Raw genomic sequence first — 20032 nt, 5'->3', positions numbered from 1 at the left:
CTTCAATTAAAAGTTTTTGTGGACCTAAGTCCGACTCAATGAATTCTGATTCATCACTTAGACTCGGAAGAATCTAAGGATGCTTGTACATATTGCTATGGACTCTCATCATTGCATTGAGATTTAAATCGTTTTCGATTAACTCAATACCTGTGAGTGTCCACACAGATTTCTTGTTTTATCTTGTTAAAGAGCATTGCATCCTTACTTTTGGATGCCGCCGTTAGCGCTGGGCCGTCGGCTTAGGGATGCGTATTCTACACTTCCCGATGTTGGCGTCAAGGGTTAATTTTAAGAAGTTTTTCAAGCGTCGATTCTTTAACCAGGAGGCGACATTTGAAAGCCTTAAACCACTTTCTGCCTGACTCAGCATAGTGCGTATAACCGCTTACTAACCAGAGTCTTTGACTAGGCTGAACCCCTCTATTTATCAGGCTTTCACCCGTTGAAGAAGTTGCTGCGCCGTGTCAGTGGATGCGCATTATAGGGAGACGATTCTTTTACGCAAGGGCTTTTTGAAAGAAAATGACACTTTGATGATCAAGCGGGCAATTATCAGGCATTACGTATAAAAAAGGGGCTAAAAAGCCCCTTTTAAGATGTTTCACCGTTAACTGCCAGCCTATTGGCTAAAGAAGCGCGACTCCTGGGTCGCCTCTACGGTTTCACCATCTAATACTGTCGTCACCTTGAAATCGACCTTAGTCATGGCACGCGACAGCCCCACGGGATCGACGGCAACACTTACAGGCAACGTCAGCACCTCGCCTCCCTCAATGGTCACAGACTGTGGGCCGTACCACTCATAATCAGGCAGACCTTCGACACTGAGTTGATATTCATGTTTGGCTTCAGTCTTATTTAAGATCTTCAGGGTAAAGGTATTCTCGATCAGCCCCTGATTATTCTCCCTAAAGAGCTGGTTACGATCGCGAATAATATCGATACGCACAGGGGCAATAGTCACAGTCGCATATATAAAGACGAAGACCATAAATGCCAATACCGCACCATAACCTAATAACTTAGGTCGAAGTACCTTCTCTTTGACGCCTTCGAGTTTATTTTCTGTGGTATAGGCGATCAGGCCTCTTTCGTAACCCATGCGCTCCATGGTGGTATCACAGGCATCGATACAAGACCCACAGTTGATGCACTCATATTGCAGACCGTTACGAATGTCGATACCGGTTGGACATACCTGCACACAAAGATCACAGTCGATACAGTCGCCCAGACCAAGCGCCTTAGGATCGGCCTTGCGTGAGCGGGGGCCACGACTTTCACCGCGCTTGGTGTCATAACCCACGATAAAGGTATTCTTGTCGAACATGGCCGATTGGAAGCGAGCATATGGACACATATGAATACACATGATCTCGCGCATCCAGCCGGCATTACCATAGGTAGCTACGGTAAACAGGGCTACCCAGAAATAGATGGCCCCCGAGGCGCTGCCGGTAAAGACGTCGACGTAGACTTCGGTGGTCGGCACGAAATAGGAGACGAAGGTCATGGCCGTTAATAGCGACACCAATAACCAGGAGAGATGCTTGGCCGTCTTGCGCCAGACCTTATTAAAGCTCCAGGGCATCTGATCCAATTTCATTCGCTTATTACGCGCACCTTCAAATTTCTCTTCGAACCAGATGAAAATAAAGGTCCACACCGTCTGCGGGCAGGTATAACCACACCAGACACGGCCAAGATAGGTTGTCACAAAAAAGAGACCAAACGCGGCTATCATTAATAATGCAGCGAGTAGGGTCAGATCTTGAGGCCAAATGGTTAGGCCGAAGATATGAAACTTCTGTTCACCCAGGTTAAACCAGACGGCTTGTCTGTCTCCCCAGGGAATCCAGGGCAAGATAAGGAAGAAGAGCATAGCAACCCAGCCTAAGCGGCGACGTAGCTGAGTCCAAAATCCTTCTATTGCTCTAACATAAATACGATTGCGGGGATTAAAACGATCGGATTTATTCTCGTCGGGCTGATGAATTTTGATCCGTTCAGCCTTGGAATAATCCTTTTTATTTGATTCTGCGTTCATATTTAACAGCCTTACAGCTTTAATATTCCATGAAAACTGGCTTATTATACATTTCTAATACTGATTGTTCACCATGGTTGGATAAATAATGAGAGGCTGGATTATTTTAGGTGCAGGGATAGGATTACTCTATTATCTAGCAACCGAGACAGACAAACTCGATGAGCCCATCGCGCAAACGGATGCCCTGTTGAAGCGAATCGAACGTAAACTCGATTCGATGACGGGCACCCAGATCATCCGAGTAGACAAGAACATTGCGATGTTCAAGACACAAATTGCCGAGCGACTGACTCGACAGGAGTTGGCTGCGCTGGACGATATTCTCGAGTCCAGAGACACGGTAATCGAGTTTAAAGAGAAATACTGCGACAACAGCAGTAATCGCTTTGATAAATTGAGCAAAGATAACCAGCAATTTATCTGCGACAAGCTCAGATAATCCCTCAAAGGCGGCAGAAAGCTATGCCCAGTGCACGGTTTTCTGCAGCCTAATTGATCTCTACTCATAATGAGCCTAGCCTTGGCTCATCTTCTCGATGCGACACACATAGGGTTACGAACATGACAGACAAGGTTTCCGATATCTTTGATCCCTCCTTATGGGATCGAGTACCTGGATTTGATTTTGAAGATATTACCTACCACAGGGCCAAAGATCAGGGCACGGTACGTATCGCCATCAATCGCCCTGATTGCCTCAATTCATTTCGCCCTAAGACGGTCGATGAACTCTATATCGCCCTGGATCATGCCCGCCAATGGTCAGATGTAGGTTGTGTACTCCTGACGGGTAACGGTCCATCGGCCAAGGGACAATGGTCCTTCAGCGCAGGCGGCGACCAGCGCATCCGCGGTAAGGATGGCTACAAGTATGAGGGCCAAGAGACTGATAAACCCGACTTGGCCCGCATGGGGCGCCTGCACATCTTAGAGGTACAACGCCTGATCCGTTTCATGCCCAAGGTGGTGATTGCCGTCGTGCCAGGTTGGGCTGTCGGCGGTGGGCATAGCCTGCATGTCGTCTGCGATCTGACCCTGGCCTCTAAAGAGCATGCGATATTCAAACAAACCGACCCGGATGTAGGCAGTTTCGACTCAGGATATGGCAGCGCCTATCTGGCTAAGATGATAGGCCAGAAACGCGCCCGGGAAATTTTCTTCCTCGGCTTTAACTACAACGCAGAAGAGGCCTTCGATATGGGAATGGTCAATCGCGCCATTCCCCATGCCGAATTGGAAACCGAGGCCCTGAAGTGGGGTAAAGAGATCAACTCTAAGTCGCCAACCGCCATGCGCATGCTGAAATACGGTTTTAACCTGCCGGACGATGGTTTGGTGGGCCAGCAGCTGTTTGCCGGCGAGGCCACCCGTCTGGCCTATGGTACCGACGAGGCAGTTGAAGGCCGCGATGCCTTCCTGGAAAAGCGGGATCAGGATTTCTCTAAATTCCCTTGGCACTACTAAGCCGTTATTACGCGACAACCCAGAACAGGCCATCGCTTTGGCCTGTTCAACCGCTTGCATCACAATAGCAAAGCTTGCAACACCACTATCAGCAGGAGCAATACGCTTAACCCCTTCCAAAACATAATCGGCTCACGTTCAATAAAGGGCTGTGACTGATATTTCTGCACCATCTGTTGATTAGGACTATTCAGATCCAACAGCATCTCAGACATGGACTGATACCTTACGCGGGTATCTGGATGGCACGCCTTCTCGAGTGCCAGGTCGAGCCACAAGGGGACAGACTCTCGATACTGACGACAAGAGGTATAACACCAGTCCCTGTTCCTATGGTGATAAATGGATAGAGACCGACCTGTGTCATAGGGGAATTTCCCGCTCAACATCTCATAGACTATGACTCCAATCGAGAATATATCCGCCTGATGAGACGCCATCCCCGTTTGCAAATATTCGGGGGCGATATATCCCACGGCACCAAGTGGTAACGCCTCCTGAGTCGCTGGAGTCAACTCTGCCAAGCCGTCTATCTGGGCGGCGCCATAATCGATCAACACCACTTTATCATCCGAGGTAAGCATCAGGTTTTCCGGTTTTATATCCCTATGTATCACTCCCATGCGTTGCAGGGCTCTAACCGCAACGACTATCCCCTCCAGTATGGATCTAACCTTACCTATATCGGCAGCAGGATTGTCATACATCCACTGCCTTAGGCTTTGTCCCTGAATATATTCACAAAGATGATACAAGAAAGTAGATTCACTAGGATAAACCTTCATCAGAGATGGGTGCTGGGTTCGCTGCCCCAGCCACTGTTCTCGCACGAAACTCGCCAGATAATCCCCATCCTCGCTGAAATTAAGTGAAGGAGCCTTGAGTACATATACGGCGTCAGTTCCCAACAGCTTCACAAGATAGATATGACTGCGTGTACCGCTGTACAGAACTTTGAGCACCTCAAGGTTATCTATGGTATTGCCAACCGTCATCACAGGCGGGATCACTTTCTGCGATGACGACAAGGTTAACCCCTGAGCATCGGCATAAGGCAATGAGTCCACCTGTAACAATAGACAGCTGTTGTTATCCTGGCTCCCTTCGGCTAAAGCCATCGAGGTCAACTGCCTGGCCAACACCTCTAAATGCTCGTTGCCAGCGACCACATCTCTTAGCCGACTCAAGCTGAGGCTATCGTGGACGCCATCTGTGGTTAACAGATAGCGATCGCCCGGCTGCAGTTCATGACTCTGGTAATCCACCTCTAAATGACTGTCCATCCCCAAGGCTCGAGTCAGAAAGCCTTTTTCACCAAATCCCTGATGACAATGATCCTTAGAAAGCTGAATTAACTCGCCCTCTCTTAGTCGATAGACCCGGCAATCACCCACATGAAAAAGGTGCAGCCGGTTAGACTTAAATACCAAGGCGCTGAAGGTGGTCACGTAACCATTATGCCGCAGTGCCGTCTGCTGACTGTGATGGTTAAGCCATATGTTCAAGGCGTTCAGCACTTTAGTTGCCGCATGTTTGACTCCCCAACTGTCGGGAGCACTCAAATAGTCTTCGATAAATTGAGTCACACAAAGCTGGCTAGCCAGCTGACCATTTTGACTACAGCTCACACCATCGGCAATACAAGCCACCACCCCTTTATGCAGCAACTGATGGCTATCGACACTATGGTGCACGGCAAATGCATCCTGATTCTGCAGCCTAACCCCAGCACATGAACTGCCGCCGAAACTCAACGCCAACCGCCTGGTCTGCCCGGGCGTCCGCGCTGAATTTACCGCTTCGACAAGCTTAGGATGAGCATTCATCGACTTAGCCTCTCGCTCAACGGCTCGACACATCGATCAAGGTAACACTACCATCTTGGTTTATTTCAGCCATTTGCCCCCTAGGCTCCTCCATCCAAGTCAGCGCAACAAAACCGAGTACCGCGGTGGCCGCAATCACATAAAAGAAGGTGCTGTAATCTACAAAGGATAATACTGTCAGGTAGCACACGGCCCCCACGTTGCCATAAGCCCCCGTCATACCGGCAATCTGCCCCGTCATGCGACGCTTAATCAGTGGCACTGTGGCAAACACGGCCCCCTCTCCCGACTGCACAAAGAAAGAGCATGCCATCGCCGCAGCCACGGCAACCCATACCGGCCACTCACCGTTTACTTGTCCCATCAGAAAATAACCCGCCGCTAATCCAGCCGTTAATATCAACAGGGTGGGCTTACGACCAAATTTATCTGAGATCCAACCGCCACCTGGACGCGACATAAGATTCATAAAGGCATAGGCCGAGGCCACCATGCCGGCCATCACGGGAGTGAGCGCGAAGGTCTCGGCAAAAAACAGCGGCAACATAGACACCACGGCCAGTTCTGAACCAAATGTCGCGAAATAGAGAATATTTAACACCGCAACCTGCTTAAACTTATATCTATGGATCTCAGGTACCGGCCCTTCAAATACGCTCTTATTCACTTTCCATACTTGAGAGACTTCATAGAGGTAGAGCAGCAGCAAGCCGAGGTAGATGCCATAAATGCTGACATCGCTCAACATAGCGACGCCCGCTGGCGACAGCTTCCACGCCAATAGTGCCAGCGCGCCATACATAGGCAGTTTCATTATCAGAAGCAGTATGAAGTCGCCTTTTGAGGTCACCTCCATCGCCGTGAGACTCTTCGGCTTGAAATAGGTCGAACCTTTTGGGGTATCGGCCACATTAAGGTAGAACACCCAGGAAAATACCAGGCTGATCACCCCGGTCAGCCCCAAGGCATAACGCCAGCCATCTTCTCCACCAAAGAGCACGGCAAGCGTTGGCAGGGTAAATGCGGCCGCCGCCGAACCAAAATTGCCCCAACCACCGTAAATCCCTTCGGCCGTACCTAGCTCATTGTGGGGAAACCATTCCGACACCAGACGTATTCCCACCACGAAGCCGGCACCGATAAACCCCAGCAGAAAACGCGCTATCGCGGCTTGTACAAAGCTGTCTGCTAGCGCAAAGGCAAAACAGGGCAACGCACAAATGGCCAGTAACCCCGAATAGATGATGCGAGGTCCAAAGCGATCGGTAAGCATGCCTATGACCACCCGCGCCGGGATAGTAAAGGCAACATTAAGAATAAGCAGCGTCTTGATTTCGGCCGTGGTGAGCCCTAACGACGCCTTAACCGACTGCAACAGCGGCGCAAAGTTAAACCACACCACAAAGGTGATGAAAAACGCCATCCAGCTCAGGTGTAGCACCTTCATTTTTCCGGTAAAGCTCAGTAAATTAAAGCGATTATCTGTACTCATGGAACTCTCCTTAACCGGGGATTAGGGCAATTTTTAGTTGCAAAGTCCCCTGCCACACTCATGTAGCATGCTTTAGCGTTAATAAAATTAATGGTTAGCTGTTAATACCTATTTGAACCTCAGTGCCACTGATGCGCACCGGGTAGGTGTTCAGTTGATGCTCCGGAGTCTGAATACAGCGACCGGTATTGAGATTGAAATAGTGCTTATACAGAGGAGAGGCCACTACAGGCTCACCTGCAATCGATCCCATGATCCCCCGAGATAACACACTGGCGCCGCCGATAGGATCGAAATTATCAATCGCATAAAAGGCCTGTGTCTGACGACAACAAAACAGCGCCACCTGCCGCCCTCCAACCAAGGCACACACCCCGGTACCGGGAGTAATATCTTGTGGCGAACACACAGATACCCAAAGATCTTGCACCTTATCGATTGCTAGGTTCATCACTTGTCTCCCTATTCAACGGTTAATACATCTATGATTTGACTGGACTTGGCCGGCATACGCTGTGAACGCTTTACCTCATAGGCCAAGTAGCTATCCTCTTGTTCGGCATTAACGAAATGCTTAAAACGTTTGAGCTTTTCCGGATTTTCCAGCGTGGTTTTCCATTCGCATTGATACTTAGCTATGTTGCCGGCCATCTCAGCTTCCAGCTCGTCAGCCAGCCCCAGCTTGTCATGGATCACCACGGATTTAAGATACTCCAGACCCCCTTCGAGGTTCTCAATCCACACTGAAGTGCGCTGTAGCCTTTCGGCGCTGCGAATATAAAACATCAGGAATCGGTCGATATAGCGGATCAAGGTCTGGTCATCAAGCCCTGTGGCAAACAGCTCGGCATGTCTTGGACGCATGCCGCCATTGCCGCCAACGTAGAGGTTCCAGCCATGTTCGGTGGCAATGATGCCGACATCTTTAGATTGGGCTTCGGCACACTCACGAGTACAGCCTGAGACGGCAAACTTTAACTTATGGGGGGAACGTAAGCCCTTGTATCGATTTTCGATATCGATAGCGAACCCTAAACTGTCCTTAACCCCATATCGACACCAAGCGTCACCCACACAGGACTTCACCGTACGCACCGACTTACCGTAGGCGTGGCCTGTCTCAAACCCTGCATCCACCAGCTTGCGCCAGATCAGCGGCAGCTGATGCAGTTGCGCACCAAACAGGTCGATTCGCTGACCACCGGTGATCTTGGTATAGAGATCAAACTCCTTAGCCACCTCGCCTAACAGGATCAACTTATCGGGAGTCACCTCACCACCGGCGATGCGTGGCACCACAGAGTAGGTGCCATCTTTTTGCATATTGCCCAAATAGATATCATTGGTGTCTTGTAGTCCGATATGGGCATCTTCGAGGATATAATCGTTCCAGAAGGAAGCCAGAATCGATGCAACGGCAGGCTTACAGACATCACACCCCAACCCCTTACCGTGACTGGCTAACAGCTCATCGAAACTACGGATCTGCTTAATCCGCACAATATCCACCAGCTCAGGACGGGTATAGGCAAAGTGTTCACACAAGCTGTTATCCACTTCATGGCCCAAAGCGGCGAGCTCACTGTCCATCACCTGCTTGACCAAGGCGCTGCAACCTCCGCAGCCGGTGGAGGCTTTAGTGCAACTCTTTATCATGGCCATATCGATAGCCCCGTTAGCCACGGCAGCGGCCACATCCCCTTTGCTCACGTCATAGCAGGAGCAGATTTGGGCGCTGGCGGGTAAGGCTTCGACGCCCATGCCAGCAGCCCCCTCCCCCTCGACTTGAGGTAAGATAAGCGCCGAAGGATGATCCGGCAGTGGCATATCATTGAGCATCATCTGTAGCAGCTGGCCATAGGCGCTGACATCACCCACCAATACCGCCCCCAATACTCGATCTCCCGCCTGATTGACCACCAGACGCTTATAAACCTGAGTTATCTCATCATGAAAGGTGTAAGACTGCGCCCCCTCAGTCTGCCCGTGGGCGTCACCGATACTGGCGACATCCAGACCAAGAAGCTTTAATTTGGTGCTCATATCGGCGCCCTTGAAGGCGAGTTCGCCGCCAGATAGATGCGCCGCGGCGACCGCCGCCATGGTATAGCCAGGCGCCACCAACCCAAAAATACGCCCCTGCCACAGGGCACACTCGCCCACCGCATAGATGTCTGGGTCACTGGTCTGGCAAAAGTCATTTATCACTATACCGCCACGCTCACCGACCTCCAGCTGCGCCTGTCGAGCCAGCTCATCCTGTGGCCGGATCCCGGCAGAAAACACCACCATATCGGTTTCAAGATGTGTACCATCGGCAAAATTCAATCGGTAACGACTTTGCTCACCCGAGACAATCTCTGTCGTCGCCTTTTGGGTATGTACCTGCACACCTAAAGCTTCTATTTGATGGCGCAATAGATTCGCGCCGCCTTCATCGAGCTGAACCGCCATTAGTCTTGGAGCGAACTCCACCACATGGGTTTCCAGGCCGAGATTTTTCAGGGCATTCGCCGCCTCAAGCCCCAGCAAGCCACCGCCGATCACCACCCCGCACTGGCTATGACAACTCGACTCGGTGATCGCCTCAAGATCGGCAATGGTGCGGTAAACCAAACAGTGGGGTTGATCATTGCCGGGAATTGGTGGCACAAAGGGATAAGAGCCAGTCGCCAGCACCAGCTTGTCATAAGCCACGGTATTTCCCTTATCGGTCAATACGGTATGCGCAGTGGGGTCGATACTTATCACCTTGGTATCTAGCAGAAAATCGACCTTGTGCTGACGATAGTAAGCCTCATCGGTTAACGCCAGATCTTGCTCTGTCTTACCACTGAAATAGGCACTCAGCTGTACCCTGTCGTACGCCAATCTGGGCTCTTCTGAGAAGGTGATTAGTTGCACATTATCCGCCGCTTCGCTGGCTAAGATATTGTCGATAAACTTGTGGCCAACCATGCCATTGCCCACCACGAGTACAGATATGTTATCCATCTTGCTCTCCTTATATCGCTAGGCACTCAAACGGGCCGATATATACTTGTCTTTAGCTTGCGCTTGCTGCTCGAACCAACTTAGCTGGGACGCAAGATCCACCACTTGCCCCACCACAATTAAAGTGGGCGATTGCAGCTGGTGATTAACCACCAGATTGGGCAGTTCTCTTAGTAAACCGCTGATAACTCTCTGCTCTTTAGAGCAACCACGCTCGATGAGCGCCACAGGGGTATGGCTGGCTAGCCCGGCTTGAATGAGTTCTTTAGCGATAAGTGATGCCTTACTTAGCCCCATGTAAAACACTAAGGTGTGCTGCAACATCGCCAGACTCTGCCAATTGAGCCGTAGCTCTGATTCAGCATGGGCGGTAACAAAGGTGGTGCCTTGGGAAACCCCTCTATGGGTTAAAGGAATACCGGCATAAGAGGTGCAGCCAGAGGCGGCGGTAATGCCAGGCACCACTTCAACAGAGATGTTTTGCGCTTTAAGAGAGAGGATCTCCTCTCCCCCGCGGCCAAAGATGAAACTGTCCCCGCCTTTTAAACGGCAGACATGTTTTCCCAGTAAGGCTTGCTCAACCAGGATTTCGTTGATGCGTTCTTGTTCGACACTGTGTTCATGCTTAGCCTTGCCTACATATAAGGCCGGCGTCTTTGCTGGGAATAAGGCACAGATCTCATCACTGACTAAGCGATCATAAATAATCAGATCTGCCTGCTGAATAATATGCATCGCCTTTAGGGTCAGCAGCTCTGCATCACCAGGCCCAGCGCCCACTAGACTGACACGCCCCTGGCATGCAGGCTTTCCAGTCTCGCCAAAGCCGATATTGATGACACTGTGGTGAGGGGTTTGCTCATGCTCGTTCATAATTAAGCCTCAATGTTATCGCCAACTGAACAAGTATTGAGCAAACTTGATGCCAACAAATTTAAAAAGGCACTGGTTAATGATTTAAGTAGTTAAAAATCAAATAGATAATTAAATACACGTAAAAATAAAAGGCAAAAATTGATGTTTTTAAGGACTTGAAAACAAATTAGATCGCACACTAATCGTGCAAACAATGATCATTATTGAACATTTATCCTAAGCCAATGAAAAATATAGCACCAACCACACACCTCTAAATAGGTATATTTATAAAAATTAAATTTCAAGATATTATTTTATAACAACTTTAAAAACCAATGTCAGACATAAAACCATCATGGCCTACCACTTGCTTTCCAAAAAGTAAATTTAAAACCATTCCATCCGGCAGAGAGAGGTTTTCATGAGCCAAAATCCGATAACTCCTTGGATTAAAACAACCTGCGCTTATTGTGGTGTGGGTTGCGGTGTCGAAGCAAAACCGCAGCGTAACGGTGCACTACTCATTCGCGGTGATAAGAGCCATCCGGCCAACTTAGGTAAACTTTGCTCTAAAGGACAAGCATTAGGGGAAACGCTATCGGACACCCATCGACTTAAGTTTCCAATGATCGAAAACCAACGAGTGAGTTGGGATAAGGCAATATCGACCGTGGCTGAGCAATTTCAGCAAACCATAGCAAAACATGGCCCCGACTCGGTGGCTTTCTATTTATCAGGCCAGCTATTAACGGAAGACTATTATGTCGCCAATAAACTGATGAAAGGCTTTATTGGTAGCGCAAATGTCGATACCAATTCGAGACTGTGCATGTCCTCGAGCGTTGCGGGTCACAAACGCGCCTTTGGCAGTGATTCGATGCCCGGTTGTTATCAGGATATTGAGGCCGCCGATCTCATCATTCTTGTGGGCTCAAACCTAGCCTGGTGTCATCCCATCCTCTTTCAGCGCATAAAAGCGGCAAAGGCCCAAAACCCCGACTGCAAACTGGTGGTGATAGATCCCAGAAAAACCGCCTCATGCTATGATGCCGATCTGCATCTAGCCCTTGCTAACGGTAAAGATGTACTGTTATTTAATCGCCTATTGGCTTACCTCGCCGATAATCAATTGCTCGATCACGACTATATCGAGCAACACACTCAGGGTTTTGAAGCCACATTACAAAGTGCACAGCAAGATAAACTCACCCTGGAGCAGACCGCTAAACAGCTGCAGATAAGTCCTGTACAGCTAAAGCAGTTCTTTGAGCTATTTGGCCACAGCGATAAAGTATTAACCCTCTATTCTCAAGGCGTTAATCAATCCACTCAGGGTACAGATAAAGTCAATAGCATCATCAATTGTCATCTGGCCACGGGAAAAATAGGTCAACCCGGCAGCAGCCCCTTTTCTATTACCGGGCAACCCAATGCCATGGGCGGACGTGAAGTGGGCGGCTTGGCCAATATGCTTGCCTCACATTTGGACTTTAGCGACCGCAACTGTGAACTTGTGAGAGACTTCTGGCGCGCGCCTCAAATAGCAACCCGACCCGGCCTCAAAGCCATAGATATGTTCGACGCAATTGCAGAGGGAAAAATTAAAGCCATCTGGATCATGGCTACCAACCCTGCCGTCAGCCTGCCCGATAGCCATAAAATTAAAGCCGCCTTAGCCAAATGTCCTTTTGTGGTGGTATCAGATTGTGTGGCCGATACCGACACTCTGGCATTAGCCGATGTGAAGCTACCGGCTCAGGGCTGGTCAGAAAAGTCGGGAACAGTGACTAACTCTGAACGACGCATATCGCGCCAGCGCAGGGTAACGACCACACAGGGCGAGGCTAAACCCGACTGGTGGATCATCAGTGAAGTGGCCAAAAAGATGGGATTTATTCATGGGTTTAACTATCGCCATGAAGCACAGATATTCCGAGAATATGCCACCCTCACCAACAAAGCTCATGGGTTAAGCCAAAATGCGCTGGTTCTCGGCGACTTGGCCGATATTTCTGATAGCGATTATTATCGGTTAGCTCCCCAGCAGTGGCCTGTTAACCGATTGCAATCTCAAATGTTCCATCAACGCCTGTTTGCAGACGGCAGATTTAATACCGATAACCGCAGAGCCAGGCTGATCCCGGTGCGCTATATTGCTTCAGCACAAACGTGTGATCAGCAGTTTCCTCTGAAACTCAACAGTGGTCGCAGCCGGGATCAGTGGCACACCATGACACGCACCGCCTTGGCGGCTCGGCTATGTCAACATCAGCCAGAACCACAGCTGCAGATCCATCCCGAAGATGCCGCAGCTTATCGCCTCGATCAGCATGACATTGCAGAGATAACCAGTGTGACGGGCAAGGCGTTATTGAGGGTCAACGTCGGCAAAGAGGTTAAGCCCGGCGAGCCGTTCTCGACGATTCACTGGAGCAATAGCAACTCCAGTGCCGGCAAGATCAGTACCCTTGGCAAGGCATTTATCGACCCCATTTCAGGTCAACCTGAGATGAAAGCAACACCTGTAAGTATCCGCCGCTATAGCCCCCAGAGTCAGGCATTACTCGTGTGTCGCCAACCATTAGCGCGGCTCGAATCTCCCTACTGGGTAAAGCAGACAATCAAGGGAGGGTTTTGTTATTTCATTGCCAGTGAGCTGTCACCAGGGTTGCTTAATAAAAGCCTAAAAGCCCTGTCACCATATCAACAGATAACCCAAGTCATGGCCGAGTCGCCCCAACAACAGTGTTATCGATTAGCCCAGAGTAGCCAGCAGCAGGTGCAATTTGCCTACATAGTGAGTGAGCAACTTGATCCGAGCCACCATGCCTGGTTTGCAGCACTATTTAATGATCAGGATGAGCTTTCAACCCTATTAAGCAGCCTGCTGTCGACGGAGCCTAAGGGGACATTGGCTGAAGGCAGAATCATCTGCGCCTGCAAGCAGGTCGGCGAGAAAACACTCTCCTGCGCCATAAAGCAACAAGAGGTCAAAGATACCGCGACACTAACGACGCTGACTGAGGCGGGTAGTGGCTGCGGAAGCTGCATTGCGGAATTAGAGGAATTAATAAAAACGGTTTATGAGTAGAAATTGGAAAGGAGTAAACCAACGAAAGCTATCAAACATGCAAAATTAATCGTTTTTTAAGATTAAAGCCATCTGACCAATTTCATTTACACCACAAATGATAACGATTATCATTTAAGTTAATTAAAGAGGAGTTGCATCATGGCAAAGACAATCACTTTCGCAATATTACACTTCGGTGTCGCATTCGGTATCACCTACCTACTGACGGGTAGCATAGTGATTGGTGGAGTGGTGGCGCTTATTGAACCGGCAATCAACACTATCGTCTTCTACTTGCACGATAAGGTGTGGCAGCGTATCGAGAAGCGCTCCCGACCGCTACTTGCCTAACAGCCAACCAGGTAAATCATATAAGTGATAAATGCTTTATGATTGTTGTTTTTTAGTTTAATAACAGAGACAACTCAAGACAAATAGCGGATAACTTCAATCAATAGCGAGTTACCTATACCTTTTGCGGATGACTTCTGCTATAAGTCAATCTCGATATTTATGTTGTTATCATCTTTCAAAGGATTGTCATGAAAGCTATTCTTACCGCAGCCTGTCTGCTTATCACCCCTATCTCTTTCGCCTCAGATTACCATCACGCCCTGTCAATCGGGGCCGGTATAGGAGATACCAATGTCTCATCAGACAGAGCTATCGACGGTGATGATTTCCAGACCCATTATGATCTCGCCTATCGCTACCATTTCAGCCCAGAATGGGGAGTTGAAGTGGGTTACATGCGACAGGATGTATTTCTCACCAACCTCTTTAGCTTTGGCAATCAACTCGACGATGTCGACAGCTTCCGAGCAGCGGCCCTGTATACCCTTCCCCTGTCTCAGAGAAACCGCTTGATATTTAAACTCGGCGCTAACCAATATCGGCTGAAGTTTACCGATACCGACAACAACGACCGCAAGTTTACCGATGACGGTACCGGCCTGCTGGCTGGACTAGGCTGGCGCATGGAGTTCGCTTCGGGCATGGATCTCGGCCTCACCTATCACTATCAGGCGATGGACCTGCTCGATACCCATACCTTTACTTTCGCCCTGGGATATCGCTTCTAAATTACCCAGCAAAAAGTAGGCAAATCTGAAGATAAGGTTTGCCTACCATTTATACTCAATCCCTTTATTTGGCGCTTATGCGACTCTTTCATTCACCCTTCAGTCGCCCCATTCATTCGACGACTAGCACACCCTTATACATCTGCATCTGACAGTGAAATGCATATTCCCCCGGTGTCGTGGCCGGAATCTTGATTACCGTAGGCTTATCCAATGCCAGCTCCTCGCTGATCGATAACGCCGGCAGTTGCAGAGTCGCCGAACAGGCCGACTTGTCCTGCCTAAGGAAGGTAAGTGTCGTCGCCTTACCCGCTGCTATCTTGATACGCGAAGGCGTATAGACTCCGTCTTTAACCACTATCTCTATGCCCTCCTGACTCACGGCCGCCTCCGGCGAATAGAGCCAAAACCACCAGACGATAAAACCTATCAAGGCGAGACAAATCAGATTAATAAATAACATACCAGCCTCCTAATGCGCTTTGGCTTTAAACAGACGCAGACGATTGGCATTACTCACCACGGTCAACGATGAGAAGGCCATGGCCGCACCGGCGATCACTGGGCTAAGCAGCACGCCAAACATGGGGTAGAGAATGCCCGCGGCAATGGGAATACCTGCGGCGTTATAGATAAAGGCACCAAACAGGTTCTGCTTAATATTTCTCAGTGTCGCCTTACTCACGGCTATCGCGTCGGCCAAGCCGTGCAAGGAGCCTCGCATCAGGGTGATATCGGCACTTTCAATAGCCACATCCGTGCCCGTACCTATGGCGAAGCCCACGTTAGCCAACGCCAGCGCTGGGGCATCGTTGATGCCATCGCCCGTCATGCCCACTATCTCGCCCTCTTTTTGCAGTTCTGCCACCTTGCCAGCCTTATCCTGGGGCATCACCTCGGCGAAAAACGTCTCAATACCAACTTTTGCGGCAACCGCGGCAGCCGTGGCCTGATTATCTCCGGTTAACATAACTACCTTGATGCCATTATGCTTGAGCCGGGCGATCGCCTCGGCCGAGTCAGGCTTGATAGGGTCTGCCACCGCTATGATGGCAATAAGCTCATTGTCTCTCGCCAGATACATGGGCGTCTTGGCCTCCGCCGCCAGCAGCTGCGCCTTGGCTTGGTAGGCCTGAATATCCACCTCATAGTCCTGCATCAACGCCTGATTACCAAACAGCAGCGACTGACCATTCAATTGAGCCTGTACGCCGCGACCCGAAATGGCGGTAAATGCCTCGACATCCTCAAGCTCAATTTCACGACGAGTCGCCGACTCGACAATCGCCTCGGCCAAAGGATGCTCAGAGTGACGCTCAATACCGGCCGCCAGGGCCAATACCCCTTGCTCATCCATTGATGATGCCTGAGTAACGACTACGTCAGTGACCTGAGGCGAGCCCTGGGTAATAGTGCCCGTCTTGTCTAACACCATGACACTGATCTTAGAGGCGGTTTGTAGCGCCTCGCCGTTACGGATCAATACCCCAGACTCGGCAGCCTTGCCCACCCCCACCATAACAGACATCGGGGTCGCCAGCCCCAAGGCACAGGGGCAGGCGATGATCAACACTGTCGTGGCCGAAACGATGGCAAACACCATGGAAGGTTCGGGGCCGAAGTTAAACCACACCATGGCGCTAACGATGGCGATGATCATGATAGCAGGTACGAAATAGCTGGCGATCACATCGGCAAGCCGACCGATAGGCGGCTTAGAATTCTGCGCCCGTTTCACCATGGCGATGATTCTTGCCAGCGCCGTGTCTTTACCCACATGGGTCGCGGTAAAGACGATGGCACCCGACTTGTTTAAGGTCCCTGTGACCACTTCGCTGTCGATATGCTTCTCTACCGGAATGGGCTCGCCGGTCAACATAGACTCATCGACGCTGGTACTGCCTTCGATGACCACGCCGTCGACGGGGATCTTCTCCCCGGGGCGCACCCGTACCTTATCCCCCTGCAGCACCTGGGCGATATCGATATCCAGCTCCTTACCATCACGAATCACTCGCGCAGTCTTGGCCTGTAAGCCGATCAGGCGCTTAATTGCCTCTGAGGTCTTGCCCCTTGCCTTGACCTCCAATGCCAGCCCCAGGTTGATCAAACCTATGATCATCGCCGTGGCCTCAAAGTAGACATGGCGCGCCATCTCGGGCAGCAGGGTCGGAAAAGCGACCACCAGCATAGAGTAGAGCCAGGCGGTCCCCGTACCTAAGGCGATGAGTGTGTCCATGTTGGCATTGTGGTGCACAAAGGATTTCCACGCCCCCACATAGAAGTGCCTACCCGACAACACCATGATAGAGAGGGTCACCAGCCCCACCAGCCCCCAGGCCAGCTGCTCTGCGGTAGTAGACACTGTCATCTCACCGATAAACAGGCCGTAGATCATCAAGGGAATACCGACAGACAGGGCGATAAAGGTGTGGCGCAGTAGGCTGTGGTAATAGTCGAGATCCGCCTGCTCCTTCTCATCCATGGCATCAAAGCTTGCCTCGGCCTGCAGCTGGGTCGCGTTATAACCCGCCGCCTCGACGGCCGTAATCAGCTGCTCCGGCGTTGCCGAGCCCGAGACATCGACGATGCGCTCGGCAAAGTTCATCTCGGCCGAGTCGACACCGGGCACAGATTTTAATGCCTTCTCTATCTTACCGACGCAGCTGGCACAACCGGCGCCTATGATATTGAGTTGTACTCTGTTGGTGTCCATCTTCAATCCTCTAGGCTAGGCATCATGCTTGATTCACGATTGGCTTCTAACTGACTGCTTTCTGTATAAGTGCCTTCGATTAGATGGCAGATCATGTTGCCGGTCGGCGCCCTGTCCGGCTTGTGGGACCAATCCTCCACAGCATTCGACAGCTTGCGTCTCAGCTTCACCATCTCCTCGAACTGCTTCTCTGTCTCCTCGAGCTTCTGTTGGATCATCTTACGCACCAGAGAGCAGGCGCTCTCGCCCTGATCCGTGCGCGAGAAGATCACCTTGATATCATCGACGCTAAATCCCAGGTTTCTGGCACTCAGGATAAACTGCATTCGCGACTGATCTTTATCGCTATAGTCCTTGTAACCATTGACCGAAGACTTAACCGGGCTCAGCAGACCGATGCGGGTATAGAAGCGCACGGTATCCCCCGTGATATTAAGATTCTTTGCTAGTTGATTGACGCGCATAACCACTCCAACAAGACACGTTTTAAAGCTCATGCTCTGACTATAAACCTATGTGTTAGACACAGGTCAAGGAGCTCAGGAAGAAAAAATCGAAAGCGTAGTGAAAAAGCGGCAGGCATAAAAAAAAGCAGCCGTTAGAGAGGCTGCTTTTATTAAGGGGTATTTAACTAAGAGCGCAAGTTACTCTACCGTAACCGATTTTGCCAGGTTACGCGGCTGATCTACGTCGGTGCCCTTGATCAAGGCAACATGATAAGACAGCAGCTGCAACGGAATGGTGTAGATGAGCGGCGCCATGTAGTCGTCACAGTGTGGCACAGGGATCACCTTCATGGTGTCATCCGACTCGAACTCGGCGTCTTTGTCGGCAAACACATACATGAGGCCACCACGGGCACGCACCTCTTCGACGTTCGACTTGAGCTTCTCCAGCAGTTCGTTGTTTGGCGCCACGACGATCACAGGCATGTCGGCATCGATCAACGCCAGCGGGCCATGCTTAAGCTCACCAGAGGCATAGGCCTCGGCGTGGATGTAGGAGATCTCCTTAAGCTTGAGCGCACCTTCCATCGCGATAGGATATTGATCGCCACGGCCCAGGAACAGAGCGTGATGCTTGTCGGCAAAGTCTTCGGCCAACTCGGCGATGGCATCGTCCAAGCCCAGCGCCTGTTCCACTTTGGCCGGCATAGACTGCAGGCTCTGGGTGATCTCGGCGAGCATCTCGGGCGACATGCCGTTGTGACGACCGATGGCTGCAGTCAGCATCAAAAGACCGGCCAGCTGTACTGTAAAGGCCTTGGTTGAGGCCACGCCAATCTCGGCGCCAGCCTTCATCATATAGGCCATATCCGACTCGCGAACCAGAGAAGAACCCGGAGCGTTACAGATGGTCAGGGTCGCCTTATAGCCCATCTCTTTGGCTAGACGCAGCGCCGCCAGGGTGTCGGCAGTTTCGCCCGATTGCGAAATAGTCACCAACAGGCTGTTGGGGAACAGGTGCGACTTACGGTAACGGAACTCTGAGGCGATCTCGACGTTACAGGAAACCCCAGCCCAATCCTCGAGCCAGTAACGTGCCGCCATGCCCGCGTGGTAGCTGGTACCACAGGCGATGATCTGCACGTGTTTGATATCTTTTAGGAACTCGGCTGCGTTTTCACCGAAGGCAGAATCCAGCACATGGCCACCGGCGATGCGTCCCTCAAGGGTATGAGCGATAGCGCGAGGCTGCTCATAGATCTCTTTAAGCATATAGTGACGGTATTCGCCCTTGTCGCCGGCATCATGGGTCACTTCAGACTCTTTCACTTCACGCTCGACCGCGTTGCCATCGACATCGAAGATGCTCACTGTGCGGCGAGTCACCTCGGCCACGTCTCCCTCTTCGAGGAAGGCGAACGAGCGCGTCACTGGTAGCAGTGCCAGCTGATCCGAGGCGACGAAGTTTTCACCCAAGCCAAAACCAATTACCAGTGGGCTGCCTGAGCGCGCGACTATCATGCGCTCGCTGTCACGACGGTCTATCACGACAGTGCCGTAGGCACCTTCGAGTTGTTTAACCGTTGCCTGTACCGCACCGAGCAAGGTGTCATGAGACTTAAGTTCATGGTGTACCAGGTGGCAGATCACTTCGGTATCAGTGTCTGAGTTAAAGGTATAGCCCAGGCCCTTTAGCATGTCGCGCAGCTTATTGTGGTTTTCGATGATGCCGTTATGCACCACGGCAATGTCGCCACTCGACTGGTGAGGGTGAGCGTTACGCTCGCTAGGTTCGCCATGGGTCGCCCAGCGAGTATGGGCGATACCCGTACCGCCGACGAGCGGTGCCTGTTCCAGGGCGCTAGACAGCTCCTGCACCTTACCCACACGGCGCGTGCTTGCCAGTTCATTGTTATGGATCACCGCCACACCGGCAGAGTCATAACCACGATATTCGAGGCGGCGTAGCCCCTCGAGTAGAATTTCCGCAACATCCCTTTGCGCCACTGCGCCAACGATTCCGCACAT

General features: G+C 50.9%; 15 protein-coding genes. 5 read left to right on the top strand and 10 right to left on the bottom strand.

Annotation, left to right across the window (positions count from 1 at the left end; translation table 11 throughout):
- Positions 1-622 precede the first annotated feature (622 nt).
- The gene (gene ccoG / locus L2731_RS13845) at positions 623-2050 is read right to left on the bottom strand and encodes a cytochrome c oxidase accessory protein CcoG (RefSeq protein ID WP_249253691.1); all 1428 of its coding nucleotides are present in this window, start codon (positions 2048-2050) and stop codon (positions 623-625) included.
- Positions 2051-2138: 88 nt separating this feature from the next.
- On the opposite strand from ccoG, the gene L2731_RS13840 reads away from it, so the two are divergent.
- A complete protein-coding gene (locus L2731_RS13840; protein WP_041509580.1) occupies positions 2139-2492 on the top strand; it encodes a hypothetical protein in 354 nt (117 codons plus the stop codon).
- 122 nt (positions 2493-2614) lie between these two features.
- Positions 2615-3517, top strand: a complete 903-nt coding sequence (locus L2731_RS13835; RefSeq protein ID WP_249253689.1) for a 1,4-dihydroxy-2-naphthoyl-CoA synthase — start codon at positions 2615-2617, stop codon at positions 3515-3517.
- 59 nt (positions 3518-3576) lie between these two features.
- On the opposite strand, the gene L2731_RS13830 is transcribed toward L2731_RS13835, so the two are convergent.
- The 5 genes from L2731_RS13830 to cobA form a co-directional block, all read right to left on the bottom strand.
- Entirely contained in the window at positions 3577-5343 is a 1767-nt protein-coding gene (locus tag L2731_RS13830) for a bifunctional protein-serine/threonine kinase/phosphatase (protein WP_249253687.1), read from the bottom strand.
- A 16-nt stretch (positions 5344-5359) separates the two neighbouring features.
- Entirely contained in the window at positions 5360-6835 is a 1476-nt protein-coding gene (locus L2731_RS13825) for a NarK family nitrate/nitrite MFS transporter (RefSeq protein WP_249253685.1), read from the bottom strand.
- A 94-nt stretch (positions 6836-6929) separates the two neighbouring features.
- Complete coding sequence (gene nirD, locus L2731_RS13820; RefSeq protein WP_239853799.1) at positions 6930-7286, bottom strand: nitrite reductase small subunit NirD; 357 nt, start codon at positions 7284-7286, stop codon at positions 6930-6932.
- A gap of 11 nt (positions 7287-7297) precedes the next feature.
- Positions 7298-9829 carry a nitrite reductase large subunit NirB gene (gene nirB, locus L2731_RS13815; protein ID WP_249253683.1) on the bottom strand — a complete coding sequence of 844 codons (2532 nt, stop codon included), beginning with the start codon at positions 9827-9829 and terminating at the stop codon, positions 7298-7300.
- Positions 9830-9847: 18 nt separating this feature from the next.
- A complete protein-coding gene (gene cobA, locus L2731_RS13810) occupies positions 9848-10702 on the bottom strand; it encodes a uroporphyrinogen-III C-methyltransferase (RefSeq protein ID WP_239853803.1) in 855 nt (284 codons plus the stop codon).
- A gap of 406 nt (positions 10703-11108) precedes the next feature.
- On the opposite strand from cobA, the gene L2731_RS13805 reads away from it, so the two are divergent.
- The 3 genes from L2731_RS13805 (at position 11109) to L2731_RS13795 (ending at position 14842) form a co-directional block, all read left to right on the top strand.
- Positions 11109-13778: a nitrate reductase gene (locus L2731_RS13805; RefSeq protein ID WP_160795499.1), complete on the top strand. Its 2670-nt coding sequence runs from the start codon at positions 11109-11111 to the stop codon at positions 13776-13778.
- Positions 13779-13919: 141 nt separating this feature from the next.
- On the top strand, positions 13920-14111 hold the full coding sequence (locus L2731_RS13800) for a DUF2061 domain-containing protein (protein WP_249253680.1): 192 nt from the start codon (positions 13920-13922) through the stop codon (positions 14109-14111).
- 191 nt (positions 14112-14302) lie between these two features.
- The gene (locus tag L2731_RS13795; RefSeq protein WP_239853807.1) at positions 14303-14842 is read left to right on the top strand and encodes a porin family protein; all 540 of its coding nucleotides are present in this window, start codon (positions 14303-14305) and stop codon (positions 14840-14842) included.
- Between the two features lie 112 nt (positions 14843-14954).
- On the opposite strand, the gene L2731_RS13790 is transcribed toward L2731_RS13795, so the two are convergent.
- The 4 genes from L2731_RS13790 to glmS form a co-directional block, all read right to left on the bottom strand.
- Positions 14955-15305: a cupredoxin domain-containing protein gene (locus L2731_RS13790; RefSeq protein WP_239853808.1), complete on the bottom strand. Its 351-nt coding sequence runs from the start codon at positions 15303-15305 to the stop codon at positions 14955-14957.
- Between the two features lie 9 nt (positions 15306-15314).
- Complete coding sequence (locus L2731_RS13785; RefSeq protein WP_249253678.1) at positions 15315-17558, bottom strand: heavy metal translocating P-type ATPase; 2244 nt, start codon at positions 17556-17558, stop codon at positions 15315-15317.
- A 2-nt stretch (positions 17559-17560) separates the two neighbouring features.
- Positions 17561-18022 carry a MerR family transcriptional regulator gene (locus L2731_RS13780; protein ID WP_249253676.1) on the bottom strand — a complete coding sequence of 154 codons (462 nt, stop codon included), beginning with the start codon at positions 18020-18022 and terminating at the stop codon, positions 17561-17563.
- A gap of 180 nt (positions 18023-18202) precedes the next feature.
- A complete protein-coding gene (gene glmS, locus L2731_RS13775) occupies positions 18203-20032 on the bottom strand; it encodes a glutamine--fructose-6-phosphate transaminase (isomerizing) (protein WP_239853811.1) in 1830 nt (609 codons plus the stop codon).

Origin of the sequence: Shewanella aquimarina (genome assembly GCF_023349185.1) — a bacterium.
GTDB classification, from domain to species: domain Bacteria; phylum Pseudomonadota; class Gammaproteobacteria; order Enterobacterales; family Shewanellaceae; genus Shewanella; species Shewanella aquimarina.
The sequence above is the reverse complement of the archived record's forward strand: the minus strand, read 5'-3'. Positions and strand labels throughout refer to the sequence as shown.

Excerpts from the sequence above, each read along its gene's own strand:
- ccoG (WP_249253691.1), bottom strand. The coding sequence starts at position 2,050 with ATGAACGCAGAATCAAATAAAAAGGATTATTCCAAGGCTGAACGGATC.
- L2731_RS13840 (WP_041509580.1), top strand. The coding sequence starts at position 2,139 with ATGAGAGGCTGGATTATTTTAGGTGCAGGGATAGGATTACTCTATTAT.
- L2731_RS13835 (WP_249253689.1), top strand. The coding sequence starts at position 2,615 with ATGACAGACAAGGTTTCCGATATCTTTGATCCCTCCTTATGGGATCGA.
- L2731_RS13830 (WP_249253687.1), bottom strand. The coding sequence starts at position 5,343 with ATGAATGCTCATCCTAAGCTTGTCGAAGCGGTAAATTCAGCGCGGACG.
- L2731_RS13825 (WP_249253685.1), bottom strand. The coding sequence starts at position 6,835 with ATGAGTACAGATAATCGCTTTAATTTACTGAGCTTTACCGGAAAAATG.
- nirD (WP_239853799.1), bottom strand. The coding sequence starts at position 7,286 with ATGAACCTAGCAATCGATAAGGTGCAAGATCTTTGGGTATCTGTGTGT.
- nirB (WP_249253683.1), bottom strand. The coding sequence starts at position 9,829 with ATGGATAACATATCTGTACTCGTGGTGGGCAATGGCATGGTTGGCCAC.
- cobA (WP_239853803.1), bottom strand. The coding sequence starts at position 10,702 with ATGAACGAGCATGAGCAAACCCCTCACCACAGTGTCATCAATATCGGC.
- L2731_RS13805 (WP_160795499.1), top strand. The coding sequence starts at position 11,109 with ATGAGCCAAAATCCGATAACTCCTTGGATTAAAACAACCTGCGCTTAT.
- L2731_RS13800 (WP_249253680.1), top strand. The coding sequence starts at position 13,920 with ATGGCAAAGACAATCACTTTCGCAATATTACACTTCGGTGTCGCATTC.
- L2731_RS13795 (WP_239853807.1), top strand. The coding sequence starts at position 14,303 with ATGAAAGCTATTCTTACCGCAGCCTGTCTGCTTATCACCCCTATCTCT.
- L2731_RS13790 (WP_239853808.1), bottom strand. The coding sequence starts at position 15,305 with ATGTTATTTATTAATCTGATTTGTCTCGCCTTGATAGGTTTTATCGTC.
- L2731_RS13785 (WP_249253678.1), bottom strand. The coding sequence starts at position 17,558 with ATGGACACCAACAGAGTACAACTCAATATCATAGGCGCCGGTTGTGCC.
- L2731_RS13780 (WP_249253676.1), bottom strand. The coding sequence starts at position 18,022 with ATGCGCGTCAATCAACTAGCAAAGAATCTTAATATCACGGGGGATACC.
- glmS (WP_239853811.1), bottom strand. The coding sequence starts at position 20,032 with ATGTGCGGAATCGTTGGCGCAGTGGCGCAAAGGGATGTTGCGGAAATT.